Annotated in this window: 14 protein-coding genes; 3 read left to right on the forward strand and 11 right to left on the reverse strand. The window is 34.0% G+C overall.

The window, feature by feature from the left end:
* The first annotated feature begins 104 nt into the window (after positions 1-104).
* Positions 105-1,088: an alkaline phosphatase family protein gene (locus tag GOQ24_RS15395; protein WP_155091350.1), complete on the forward strand. Its 984-nt coding sequence runs from the start codon at positions 105-107 to the stop codon at positions 1,086-1,088.
* Positions 1,089-1,413: 325 nt separating this feature from the next.
* Here GOQ24_RS15395 and GOQ24_RS15400 read toward each other — a convergent pair whose 3' ends face one another.
* From GOQ24_RS15400 to GOQ24_RS15425, 6 genes are all read right to left on the reverse strand, one after another.
* Positions 1,414-1,803 carry a hypothetical protein gene (locus tag GOQ24_RS15400; protein WP_155091349.1) on the reverse strand — a complete coding sequence of 130 codons (390 nt, stop codon included), beginning with the start codon at positions 1,801-1,803 and terminating at the stop codon, positions 1,414-1,416.
* A gap of 161 nt (positions 1,804-1,964) precedes the next feature.
* On the reverse strand, positions 1,965-3,521 hold the full coding sequence (locus tag GOQ24_RS15405) for a M20/M25/M40 family metallo-hydrolase (protein ID WP_160340086.1): 1,557 nt from the start codon (positions 3,519-3,521) through the stop codon (positions 1,965-1,967).
* Positions 3,522-3,661: 140 nt separating this feature from the next.
* Positions 3,662-4,342, reverse strand: a complete 681-nt coding sequence (locus tag GOQ24_RS15410) for a hypothetical protein (RefSeq protein WP_155091347.1) — start codon at positions 4,340-4,342, stop codon at positions 3,662-3,664.
* 289 nt (positions 4,343-4,631) lie between these two features.
* Positions 4,632-5,294, reverse strand: coding sequence for a hypothetical protein (locus tag GOQ24_RS15415; RefSeq protein ID WP_155091346.1), 663 nt, complete (start codon positions 5,292-5,294; stop codon positions 4,632-4,634).
* On the reverse strand, positions 5,287-5,976 hold the full coding sequence (locus GOQ24_RS15420) for a hypothetical protein (RefSeq protein ID WP_196216215.1): 690 nt from the start codon (positions 5,974-5,976) through the stop codon (positions 5,287-5,289). The genes GOQ24_RS15415 and GOQ24_RS15420 overlap by 8 nt, the downstream gene beginning before the upstream one ends.
* Before the next feature lie 23 nt (positions 5,977-5,999).
* Positions 6,000-6,710, reverse strand: a complete 711-nt coding sequence (locus GOQ24_RS15425; protein WP_155091345.1) for a hypothetical protein — start codon at positions 6,708-6,710, stop codon at positions 6,000-6,002.
* 222 nt (positions 6,711-6,932) lie between these two features.
* Between GOQ24_RS15425 and GOQ24_RS15430 the strand changes: the two genes are divergently transcribed.
* Entirely contained in the window at positions 6,933-7,835 is a 903-nt protein-coding gene (locus tag GOQ24_RS15430; RefSeq protein ID WP_155091344.1) for a DMT family transporter, read from the forward strand.
* 109 nt (positions 7,836-7,944) lie between these two features.
* On the opposite strand, the gene GOQ24_RS15435 is transcribed toward GOQ24_RS15430, so the two are convergent.
* The 4 genes from GOQ24_RS15435 to GOQ24_RS15450 form a co-directional block, all read right to left on the reverse strand.
* Positions 7,945-8,298, reverse strand: a complete 354-nt coding sequence (locus GOQ24_RS15435) for a hypothetical protein (protein ID WP_155091343.1) — start codon at positions 8,296-8,298, stop codon at positions 7,945-7,947.
* 499 nt (positions 8,299-8,797) lie between these two features.
* The gene (locus tag GOQ24_RS15440; RefSeq protein ID WP_160340087.1) at positions 8,798-9,112 is read right to left on the reverse strand and encodes a hypothetical protein; all 315 of its coding nucleotides are present in this window, start codon (positions 9,110-9,112) and stop codon (positions 8,798-8,800) included.
* A gap of 106 nt (positions 9,113-9,218) precedes the next feature.
* Positions 9,219-9,767, reverse strand: a complete 549-nt coding sequence (locus GOQ24_RS15445) for a HugZ family protein (protein ID WP_155091341.1) — start codon at positions 9,765-9,767, stop codon at positions 9,219-9,221.
* A gap of 164 nt (positions 9,768-9,931) precedes the next feature.
* Positions 9,932-10,444 carry a GNAT family N-acetyltransferase gene (locus GOQ24_RS15450; protein ID WP_155091340.1) on the reverse strand — a complete coding sequence of 171 codons (513 nt, stop codon included), beginning with the start codon at positions 10,442-10,444 and terminating at the stop codon, positions 9,932-9,934.
* Positions 10,445-10,610: 166 nt separating this feature from the next.
* Here GOQ24_RS15450 and GOQ24_RS15455 point away from each other — a divergent pair, with 166 nt between their 5' ends.
* Complete coding sequence (locus GOQ24_RS15455) at positions 10,611-11,459, forward strand: RHS repeat protein (protein ID WP_160340088.1); 849 nt, start codon at positions 10,611-10,613, stop codon at positions 11,457-11,459.
* Between the two features lie 52 nt (positions 11,460-11,511).
* Here the strand turns inward: GOQ24_RS15455 and GOQ24_RS15460 are convergent, their stop codons facing one another.
* The gene (locus GOQ24_RS15460) at positions 11,512-12,903 is read right to left on the reverse strand and encodes a leucyl aminopeptidase family protein (RefSeq protein WP_155091338.1); all 1,392 of its coding nucleotides are present in this window, start codon (positions 12,901-12,903) and stop codon (positions 11,512-11,514) included.
* Positions 12,904-12,999: the final 96 nt, after the last annotated feature.

A 12,999-nucleotide genomic window follows, 5' to 3' on the forward strand; every position in this document is an offset into this window, starting at 1 on the left:
AGTTTTGAGAAACGAAAAAATAAAAAGCACAATGAAATGAAAACCAATTAGATAAAAATAAAAAAGAAGTGATTTTAATTTTTATCGGACGCTAATGATAAAAAATGAAAAAAACAATTATTCTATTTTCAGCACTTTTTACCTTGATGGCATGCTCAAGTGACGACAACAGCACTAAAATCACTGACAACGAAAAACCAATCGAGAAACCAGAAGAACCAGGCAAAAAGTACAAAACAGAAAATGTGATTATTCTTTCAATTGACGGGCCAAGAATGTCTGAGACATGGTTAGAAGAAAAACAACAATACATCCCAAATCGCGTAGAACTACTCAAGCAAGGGGTGTTTATCAACAACTTCCAAAACAATGGTATGACGAATACGAATGCGGGGCATACTGCACTTATAACGGGAGTGTACGATACTATAAGTAACAATGGTAAAGAATTACCTACTTATCCTTCTGTTCTACAACAGTGGTTAAAACACAGCAAAGCAGACTCCCTAAAAGCATGGGTAATCGTTTCTAAAGATAAATTAGCTGTACTAAACAATAGCAAACAACAAGAGTGGAACAATAAATATATGCCTGCAACGGATGCTGGTATAGCAGGTAACGGAACAGGATATAGAGAAGATATGGTTACCATGAATAACTTAAGAGATGTCATGGTTAAACATTCTCCAAATCTAATCGTAGTTAACCTAAAGGATGTCGATTCTTATGGACACGGAAATAATTGGAAGAAGTACATCGAATCTATTCAAATTACTGACCAATCAATTAAGGATATTTGGGACTATATCCAAGCACTACCTCAATACAAAGACAAAACAACATTAATCGTATCTAATGACCATGGAAGACACATTGACGGGCACAAAACAGGTTTTAAAGATCACGGAGATGATTGTACAGGATGTCGTCATATAGAGTTTTTTGCTATGGGACCTGATTTTAAACAAAACGCTACTATTTCAACTGGAAACTACGAGCAAATTGACGTAGCAAGCACTGTAGCTGAATTATTAGAATTTCCTTTAGAATACGCAAAAGGAAAAGTAATAAAAGATGCTTTTAAATAAGCTATACAAAAAGAGATCATTCTCGATTATACGATAAACCCATAAACAAAAGGTCATTATATGCATCATGGAGTTTGCATTTATTGATAATAAGCGCACTATAGTAATATTAACAAACTAATAAATGAGCTTTAAATCAAAATCATCTTCTCCTAATGGGCTAACACATAATCGAAGCTTAAGATAATTAAGGCAATATATCACTGTCCAAAAGAAAAGAGGGTATCTAAAATTTAGATGCCCTCTTTTTCATTTATCTATTTTACAATTGTTGCATATTATGTTACCTTACAGTAAAATAGCCATCTTTGCAAACCAAGTTTACCTATAACTTAGGATAAATCGGATCTGTGATAGGCTTAGCTGGACTTACATATACTTTTTTACTTTTAATGTATTCTTCACCTCCTACTTTACCTTCAACCAAAACAGGTACAACTACGTTGCCATTAGGTCTAATCTGAAAATAGTCAGACTTAAATACTTCATTCTTTACTGTCGTTAATTCCAATCGTCCATCCAGTGCTAAATTTGCTGTAGACACGACTTTATAATTAAAACTGGTATACTCTTTTCCAGATTTATCTACCATATGAGTATTAATAAAATCCGCAGTTACATCTTTATCGTTTACTGTCATTCCACCGTCATCAGAAGAACAGCTAAAAGCCAAACTACTTAATACCACTGTTAAAACCAAAGCTATTTTTTTCATATTATCTCATTTTAACACAAAATAAAAAAAATAAATTCACAATACCTCTTAAACAGAACACATTTTAACACATCATCAAGTAAAAGTATCCAAAAGAGATCAAATACGGCTACTTTCTAATAAAACTAAAAAAGGGATACTGAGTTCAGTATCCCTTTTCTTTACTCTTGTTTGCGTTTTGGTCCCTTAGAAACAGGCCATTGTTGACGTTCACCTTTTTCATTTAAAGGAAGAACAACCTTTTCTCTTGAAACTAATTCTTCTTGTTCGCTCGCCTTATAGGCTAATATAGCTATCAGGATAGCATTATTTTGTATATCGTCATACACGATTTTATCTGCAGTATCTCTATTGGTATGCCAAGTATATTGTCCGTATCCCCAACTCAATGAACTCAACATAAAACCTGGTATACCTTTACTCACAAATGAAACGTGATCAGATCCTCCTCCAGAAGGAGAACCAGGAAAATGTGTTTTAAGATCTTGCTTAAACGAAGTAGGTACTGCATATAACCAATCTGATAGATATTGATAAGCGTGTAAGAATCCCTGTCCCGAAATATTTGCAATACGTCCAGTACCATTATCTTGATTAAAAACTACTTGAATCTTGTCGTGCAGTTCTGGGTGATCTGCAACAAATGCACGAGATCCATTCAATCCTTGCTCCTCACTTCCCCAGTTTCCAATCAAAATGGTACGCTTAGGATTCGGCAAAACTGTTTTCAAAATACGAACTGCTTCCATCATCGTGATAATTCCAGTACCGTTATCAGTTGCTCCTGTTCCACCATCCCAACTATCTAAATGTGCAGAAAGAACAACATATTCATCTGCTTTTTCACTTCCTTTAAACTCTGCTATGGTATTATACGTTTTGGCAGTTCCAAGATCCTTAGACTGCGCATTGATATTTACCTTTGGAGTAATTCCATTCTCCGCCAATCTGTAGAGTAGTCCATAATCTTCTAATGACAAATCTACTACTGGAATTTTATTAGTATCTGTTCCGAATATTTTATTCGCCCCCATTACCCCACTCCAAGATGACTTTATTACTCCTGCAGCACCTGCATCTTCTAATACTTTAGGTAATTCCTTTTCAGTAAACCCGGTATTCTTAAGGCGTTGAGACCATGCCTTTGATGCTGCGGTTCTTGCTACTGTCATTTTTGTATAAGATTCTTCTGTAGCGTACTCCTTCCACTGATAGTCTGGTCTTCCACTCTCTTGATGCATTGAGATCATGACAAACTTGCCTTTAATCGTAGATAACCAAGAGTTAAACTCTGTAGTGTTCTTTGCATCCACAAGTAAAACCACTTCTGCCTCAACTCCTTGCTTTTTAGTTGCGGGGCTCCATGCTAACTGCGTTCCTTCAAGGCTTTTTAACCTTGGAGAGGTCATCGTAATCTGAGTAGTACCTCTTTCCCATCCTTTCCAAGTTCCATATTCTTCATTACGAGCTTCTAATCCCATAGCGATATATTGGTCTTTTACCCAATTATGTGCTTGCATCATTTGTGGTGTTCCCACTAAGCGAGGCCCAATGACGTCCATTAGTTCAAATGCATAATTCTTTAATTGGGAATTAGCTGTCCCTTCTTTGACAATTGCTTCAACAATTGGATCTTGTGTTGTTTGCGAAAAAATAAATGAACTTGAAAATAAAGTTACTCCAAGTACTCCTACTTTTATAGCCTTGTTAATTCTCATTTTGGTTAGTTTTAATAAAATTATAGGCTAGCAAAATACACAATTAGTACCTTCAGTACAACAGAACTACTCACTTATCTATAAAAAGTGACAATCTTTAACAAATTCACATAAAAAAAGGTGCTTCAAGCACCTTATATCTATTCGTAATATTCATATTCATAGAGAACTCTTGATACGACAAGATCCTTTACTGATTTTTCTAACACAGCAGGATTCCCCTCTTTATCCTTGCCCCATACTTTATAGGTTTGTTCTCGCTTTTGTTCACTATCTCTATCCTCTCTGATCACTTTCTGGATTGTATTATCATCATTATAATAATAACTTTCCACTATGTTAAACGCTATATCAGATACAGTTCCATTACTTTCAATAGATAGCAATTGTCCTTTATCGTTGAAAGAATGTATTTTATTAGATATAAAATCTCCATTCTTTTGATAGGTGATTAACTGGTTATTTGAATTCCATTCCTCTGTAGATATAATCGGAGAAACACCCTCTATCCCTTTTACTTTCAGTTCTCTTTTGTTTCCTTTATATGGTTCGTAATCAATCTTTGAAACGGACAAATCAACGTTTCCAACCTCTGGTTCTTGAACAACTAAATAGCCTTCTACACTTGTAATAAACCCATCTGTATTAAAGTGGTAAACACTTTTTTGAGTTTCAAACTTCTGTAAATCTGTAGTTATTTTTGTATACGTTTTGACTTTCCCTTGTAATCCTTCTACTTGTAAATCATTTTGAACCTTACTATCTTCCGTCTTACAACTGGCCACCGATATTAACAACAACAATAACACTAACTTCTTCATATCTTTTATATATTATTTTTAACATAGAAAATTAACACTTTTACTCCAAATAAAAAAATACTTTAATAGACAAATAAATCCCCCTAAGATCTTATATATTCCATATCTTCGATTTAGCACTTCATTTCCCTTTTTAGATTTAGGGGGCCGTGATTTATACCCACTGGTAAAATTCTTAACTATAGCATAGACTTTACTTTATCTTTTATACCTGATAATTGTAAGTCTATAGGTACTGTGCTTATATCTGTTAACTATACATACCAGTATACACAAAAGCGGTATTATCTTATTCATAATATTCATAGGTATAAGTTATCGTAGTTATAAAACCATCTCGGTGATTATAGACTGTCTCCATAGGATTGCCCATAGCATCTAATGCTCCTTGTGCTACCTCAGTATACTGAACGAATAAATCATCAGTGGTAATGACTATACACACGAGCTGTCCTTCTTCACTATATTCATACATTTCTTCGCTACCCATATCATGCGTCTTATTCGTTTCATAAATCAGTCTACCTTCAGCATCACATCTGCCCAATATAGTTTTATTATTATTCGATGGAAAAACTGCATAAATAGTACTGCGATACTCAGTAGGGTATAACCATTCCTGTACTTCATGATAATCTCTATTGGTAAAACCGCTAATTCCTTTAATCTCTCTTTTTTGATTCTCATAGGCACCATAGACTAAACTCTTTTTAATAATTTTTAGCCCCGTACTCTCACCTATACTATATGCTGTTACAGATTGTATATACCCCTTATCATCAAAGTTATAATCTGTATCATCACCCCATTTAATATTTGATCTATCAGTATAAGTATGTACTTTAAGTCTTTTGACCTTACCCTTCAGGTTCATCAACTGCCAATCCGTGAGTGGTTGTGCCTGTGCAGACGCAAACAGCATTATACACAGTAACGTTACTATCTTATTCATAATATTCATAGGTATACTCTAATTCATAATTAGCATCTATGTCCTCACTAGATATTTTTTGTCTTGTTACATTAGCATACTTATCGAATGTTAAATTAGTTACTTTAATCTTACCATAAGACTCAGTCATAAAACTTGATTTCTCCAACACTTTATACCCCTTCTCATCATACTCGAATATATTCCTAGATATAGTATCCACCTGACTTTTACCTATATACTCTCTTAATACTACCTTATAGGATTGTCTCCCCTTATCATCTGTCTTTACTACCTCCTTATGTATCTGTCCTTTTTCTTCTTCATTATCTATCGTTGTCATATACTCATCCCTAGTAAGCCACTTAGTTGTTGTCACATCATATAACTTATGATCTGCCCCATACGTTTTACTAATTCTAGTACTATCTTGATAAGATGTATATTCCATTCTAGCCAATAAAGAATATTCTCCTGTCTTAGTCTCATCTAAGAGCACCTCTTCTGATATCTTATATCCTTGCTCATCATACAGAGTGATTTGCTTACTTGCTGCTCCTAATAAAGCAACGAAACTATTAGCCACTCTACTCTTCACCTTTCCATTTAACCCTTCTAACTGCGTATCAGGTATAGGGGTAATGGTATCTTTAGTACAACTCGTTAGTACTAACACTAGCATAAACAGTAAACACTTTTTCATTTCCTTTACTTTAGCCTTTTTTATTAATCGTAATATTCGTAGGTGAAGGTTTTATTAAGCACTAATACATCATCCTCGTAATGCTTTTGTACTATTACATTTCCCTTAATATCTAGTTCTACATTTACCACTTTCAACTCTGTAGATGTATTTTTATTTAAATCATTTACTCTAAAACTAATTAAATATCCTTCTGTATTGAACGTATTAACTGTCTCTAATCTTTTACCTGGCAAATCGGTTGAACTTCTAAATTCATCTTCGTACAAACTTTTTACTAAAAGTCCTTTTTCATTAAATGTTTCAGTAGTTATGTTAATCAAAACTTCTTTTTCTTCACTACTTTCTCCCCACGAAATGCCATTACTAATATTAAGGCGAACACTATCTGACTGCCACTCTTCTGTCCCCTTAGCTATCTCTACTTTATCACCTAAAAAGCTTGTCGTACTTCTTTTATTACCTTTATATGGTTCATAGTTCTCCATCATATTTAAAAACATAGTAACATCAGGTGCTTTATCATCAGAAACTGACATTTTTTTAGATAGATAATACCCCTCTTCATTATAAACATTTACTTCTTTAAAGTATGCACTTTCACCTACCCCATTCATAACTATTTCCATATTCTTCACCTTTCCCTTTACCCCATCCACTTGCCAATCTGTAGGTATTTGCCCTAAACAAGAGACAGAAATAAGTATAAAGGCCAATATCAACATATTCCTCATATCGAATTTTATGTTAAAGATACGCTATTCCTTCATTATCTTATTCTAAAATTATTACGAAAAACGTTATCATCTTAATTTTTCTCTACCAAATCTCTTATCAAAATAAACGGTCCTATCCCAAGTAAAACAAGAGATTAACAATAATATACCACCTACTTCTATACTCCGTCTCGAAAATGTACCTTTGCGCAGATTTTTAATTAAAAGATTTTTAAAACAATGAAAAACCTTAAAGGAATTCTATTCGCATTGATTTCTTCGGGTACATTTGGTTTGGTGCCTTTGTTCTCCTTACCATTGATACTGCCGAACTTGCGACCAGAAGGAGTGGTTGCTATAGGCATACCGACCATTCTATTTTATCGATTCTTATTTTCATCTGTGACTATGGGCGCAGTATGTTTGTACAAAAAAACAAGCTTAAAAATTTCTATTAAAGATCTAGCAGTCGTCTTTTTCTTGGCGTTATTGTATGCCGCAACAGCCAAATTCTTAGTCGATGCGTATGAGTATATAGATAGTGGACTAGCCACTACTGTACACTTCTTATACCCAATATTCGTCAGTATAGTCATGATTATGTTCTATAAGGAGAAGAAGTCTATCGCACTCTTGGTAGCATCTATTCTATCTCTAGTGGGAGTGGGTATGATGTGTATACACGGTGAGGCTTCACCTTCACTGATCACAGGTCTAGTACTCTCTGCCCTGACAATATTCACTTATGGACTGTATATCGTAGGCTTAAATAAATCTAGAATATCAGAGATGAACTTTGATTCATTGACCTTCTATGTATTGTTAATGGGGTGTTTAATCTTCTTATTCTACTGTCTTTTCACGACAGGAATACAGACGGTGACACTAACGAGTGATTGGATTAATCTTATCCTATTAGGAGTATTCGCTACCTTCATTTCTGACTTATGTCTAGTACTAGCAGTGAAGCACGCAGGTAGCACCGTTACCTCTATCTTAGGATCTATGGAACCAGTAGTAGCTGTACTAGTAGGTACCTTATTCTTCGCAGAGCACTTCGACTGGATGTCTGCTACTGGACTACTTTTCGTTCTTGGAGCCGTGACTTTAGTCATCTTAAGCAATAAAAACCAACAGGCTTAATATTCAAAAATGACAGTTAACAAATTATATCTACATGATATAAAAGTTGTTAACTGTCATTTTTTTATTTAAAATCGCGTATTACCTTGCGAAAAGATAAAAACCCTATTTACTCCCCTCTTTCTAACACATCGTTTAGACTCTCTTTTCTAACATCAACTAACTTCATTTGAGGATAAACAAAGAGTTGCTCTTTAGCGTAAATCTCTTGAATTATTGTAAGACATTGTTCTTTGCTTGCATACATCTGTGGATTTACCAAAGTAGGAGGATTGAGCACCTCAACTAAAATTTGTTCTTCATCACGGTGAAACATCATGGTGTGTTTTCCTACTTGAATTCCAACAAAATTATCCACGAGATGAATTGTTTCTTCGAATATTTCCACACATTCGTCTAAAGATAACTCAAGGTTTTCTTCGGCAATATTCTCATAATAATCAGTATAAAATACTTTTATCATACGTCACTTTAGCTATTGATATTAAACTTTAAGATTGACTACTCGACTTAGTCAAAATTTCAAGGCTAAAGGTATTTCTTTTTTTGTTGTTCATACACTTGTTATTTTCTTTATTTCAATCAACAGAAATAGCACTCAAAATAAATTTAAGTAGGTATACAATAACGCTGTGCAAAATAAAAAGTAATTCCCCCTAACAGATAACAGCCTACATCTAAAATATCTGCAGTGTAGCGAGGGTTAAATTGGGGAATATAGTATTCAAAATAAAAACTAAAATAAAGTACTACACTAATAATCATCCAAAGTGACAACTGAAAGGAGTTGCCTCTAATCAATCTAACGACGATGAGAATAATTGATAAAACAATAGGGATAGAAAGTATATCATTCAAGTAATTGTTTACAAACACTGGTAGGACGACACCAATTCTTTGTAAAGTATATACACTAGATCCAATAAGCACTATCAAGATAAAAAACCAACTCTTTAATACACTCATGCTACAATCATACCGATTAACCAAGCCAAGAGCATTGCAATAGCCATCACAACAAACCATATCCCATATATCAATTTAAAAAATACGCGTATCACAAACCAGGGGTGCTTAGTCATCTTGAGTAAAAACTTTTCTATTGCAGAAGGCTCCTCCGCTAAGGCTTTAGCAATGCGGTCCCTCTCGTCATCTTTTCTCCTTTCCTCTCGTTGTTTTACAATATTCAGCGCCTGTCCACAATGCGTACAGTATTCCGCATTTACACTAAACGTTCCACAATGAGAGCAGCGAATATGAACTTTTTCTGATGACATACTTATTTTTTAAATTCCTTCAAAACTACATTATTTTACGACAAAACAAAAAAAGGCCTTTATGACAAGACGCATAAAGACCTTTTATATTCTAACTAAATATTGTCTATTTTTTCACATCAATATTATGTTGACCATGAGCACCTCTTCTGTGCTCCATCACTTCTAAATTCTCATCTACGAAGTATGCACTACCGAATCCATTCACATAAGATCCTTTAATTACCTTAAAATTAAACATAATAAAGTCTTCCAAATTATCAAGGACTTCTACTACTTTACCATGTCTTGTTCTAAGATCTTGAATAGCTTTATCATATAGAGGATTTGTTTTTTCCACTAAAACTGCTTCTGAGTCTATTGTTAAACGGTGGCGAGCGTACAACTGCTTAGATGTACTCTCATCTTCAACGAACATGATAGATACCGTTTTTCTATCTCTCAAGTTCTTAGTGTGTTTGGCCATGAAGGAAACCAAAACCTGAAATTCATTGCCAACTCTTGAATAAGGAGCTGTACTTACTAAAGGAGTACCATCCTCATTAATCGTCGCAAGCATTACTGACTTTACAGAGTTTACTAATTCTTCTATTTTAGGAGCTTTAGGCTTTACTTTATGTTGATCGAAATCAGGATTTATTGTTGATGATCTCATAGTTTAATGTTTTAATTTCAAGCGAAGATAATAAATTATTTAAACTAAATAAAAATAATAAACCAACAATCTTTTATCACATGTAGATCCTTTTAACTCTTTTCGATAAACAAATAAAACAGTGGTAAAATAGAAAAAGGTTAGCCAATGGCTAACCTTTTTTGTTATAATAAATCTAACTGATAGATATAATCATCCATTACATATCCACAACCGATATCAAAAGTCTTAGACTCTATACACTTCATATTATTGCGGATATAGAAATCTATAGCGCGTTGGTTATTTTTATTTACTGTAAGATATACAGCAGTAGCTCCCTCTCGTTTAGCATAGTCTACTACATGCTGAAACATAAAATGCCCCAAGCCTTTTTCCTGTTTATACACATTAGTATACAACTTAGAAAGAAACACACGATTGTCCTCCATAAGCTTATAGTTCGTGTAGCCTAATAACTCATCCCCTTGCATTAACAGTTCCCATTGGTACCCTTCTTTTAGTTCACCTAAGATACGCTCGTCACTATACATCATCGGTAGCATATAGTCTATCTGTTCTTGCCCGATAATATGAAGGTAAGTATCCTCCCATATCTTCTCTGCTAAAGGAAGAATTAAGTGTATATTATCTTTATCTACAGGTATAAACGTGGTTGTTTCTGCTAAGTTAATCATTGTTATAATTTTTTATAAGATGACAAAAATATGATAAATACACTGAACTCGGCTTATAGATACAAAATTTACCCTTCTTTTGACAATAAGGATATTTTAGTTAATTTTGTTAAAAAATTTAAATATGAAAAACAATTTAAGAATACTAGCACTATGCCTAGTAGGTATGTTTGCGGTAAACTGTTCCTCTGATGACAATTCTATTACAGAACCAGGCAAAGAAGAAGTAGATCCAGGTATAGAGATCAAAGAATTAAAAGTAATAGACAACTTCGTATACTCTTCATATGATAATGAAAAACACATTGAAGATATCACTATTACATTCTTTTACAATGAAGATGGTACTGTTAATAATACAGAGGAAATCACTAAATCCTTTGATGGAAAAAATGAAGTAGAAAAAGAAATACTTACATACACATATGAGAATAATCTCCCTTTTGCTATGACATTAGAAACCTACACTACTGATAAAAAATACGAATATTGGGATTTACAGTACATTTATGAAAATAATAGAATAGTTAAAGCAGATGCAATTACAAATGAAACTGAAGGAAATAAATCATTATACTCATTCTATTACAATCCAAAAGGACAGCTAATTCGAACAAAAAATTCCACAGACAAAACTGATCAAGAAACGACTTACAAATATGACGATAGAGGAAATCTTATTGAAGTTAATAGTAATGGAATAATAGAACTTATCACTTATGACGACAAAAAATCCCCTTATACTAATATGAATATAAGCGATCAAGCCTATTCAATAGAATTTTTTGAAACTGAAGAGCAGTTTTTAATTCGTAGTCCTCACAACGTAACAGGAACTACCTTTGATTATAAGCCTTCAGACCAAACTTACAATGATAAGTTTACTCATCAAAACACATATGATAAGGATGATTATCTAGAAACTTCGACTGTAATAAGCACAGTAAATAATAGAGGTAAAGTATCGGAGATAAAATACACTTACAAAACAATTAAAGTTCTTGTGAAAAAATAAACAAAAAAAGGCGTTCTTTCGAACGCCTTTTACTTTATATCCTAATCAGATATTATCCTTTGTAGTTAGTCAAGAAGTCAACTAGAGTACGTACTCCACTTCCTGTACCACCATTACCTTTGTAATCTCTTGGTGCATCCATCCATGCTGGACCAGCGATATCGATATGTACATAAGGTGCTTTTGCGAAGTGTTCTAAGAACTTACCTGCTGTGATAGTACCAGCAAAACGTCCACCGATATTCTTCATATCTGCTACGTTAGATTTCAACAAGTCTTTATAGTCATCCCAGAAAGGTAACTTAGCTAAACGCTCGTGTACATTGTATCCTGAAGCGATGATAGCATCGATAATCTGCTCATCGTTACCCATAATACAAGATGCCGTATCTCCAGCCACTACTAATGCTGCTCCAGTAAGTGTAGCTGCATCAATAATCACTTGTGGATCATACTTAGTCGCATAAGCAATAGCATCTGCTAAAATCATACGTCCTTCAGCATCTGTATTCAACACCTCGATTGTTGTTCCATCGTACATCGTGATCACATCTCCTGGTGCATAAGCATCTCCTCCTGGACGGTTATCAGTAGCTGGAATTAACCCAATCACGTGTACGTCCAATTTGTTCAAAGCAGCAGCATAGATAGTACCTGCCATACAAGCAGCTCCTCCCATATCACTCTTCATAGAATCCATTGATCCTGCTGTTGGTTTCAAACTCAATCCCCCTGTATCATATACCACACCTTTTCCAACTAAAACTATCGGTTTAGCGTTTACTGGTTTAGCAGGCTTATATTCCATAATCGTAAAAGTAGGTTGCTCTACAGAACCTCTATTAACTGCCAATAAACCACCCATCTTTAGGTCTTCGATTTCTTTGCGCTCCATAACTTTCACACTGAATCCCGCTTCTTTACCTAAAACTTCTATTTCAGTTGCCAACTGTGTAGCATTCAAAAAGTTTACTGGTTCATTTACCATTGTACGAGCCCAATAAACTGCTTTTATCGTGTTTTGAAGATCTTCTATTTCCTTAACTGAAAACTGCCCTTTAACCTCAATTGTTTCTAAGGCATACTTCATTTCAGCTGCTTCTTTAAAGTACTTTAAGAATTGATAATTTGATAAAGCTAATCCTTCTACCACTGCCAACGTCCCAGTGCCATTACCTACCACTGTGATATTATTAGCTTTCTTGTCAAGCTGTTTGCGAACGTTAAAACCTGCCAAACGCATCTTTTCTAAGTTCTCATTTTCTTTGACAAAGAAGAAATACTGACCACCAATCTTTGCAAAGTCCTCCTCTTTATCGCTTGCTTGAAACTCTTTTGCAAAATCAAAAATTACTACAGGAAAATTTGTAGTATCAATCGTTTCTTTTCCAATAACAAAAACAATATTACTATTTGTTTTTAGCTCGTTAATTAATTTTATCATCCTTTTTATAATTTACAACAAAGATACATTTTTAGACACAACTAAAAAAGAGCTTTCCGCAAAACTCTAATCTAATCCATAAATATTCTAATAGAT

Origin of the sequence: Myroides sp. LoEW2-1 (assembly GCF_009767705.1) — a bacterium.
In the GTDB taxonomy this organism is placed as follows: Bacteria; Bacteroidota; Bacteroidia; order Flavobacteriales; family Flavobacteriaceae; genus Flavobacterium; species Flavobacterium album_A.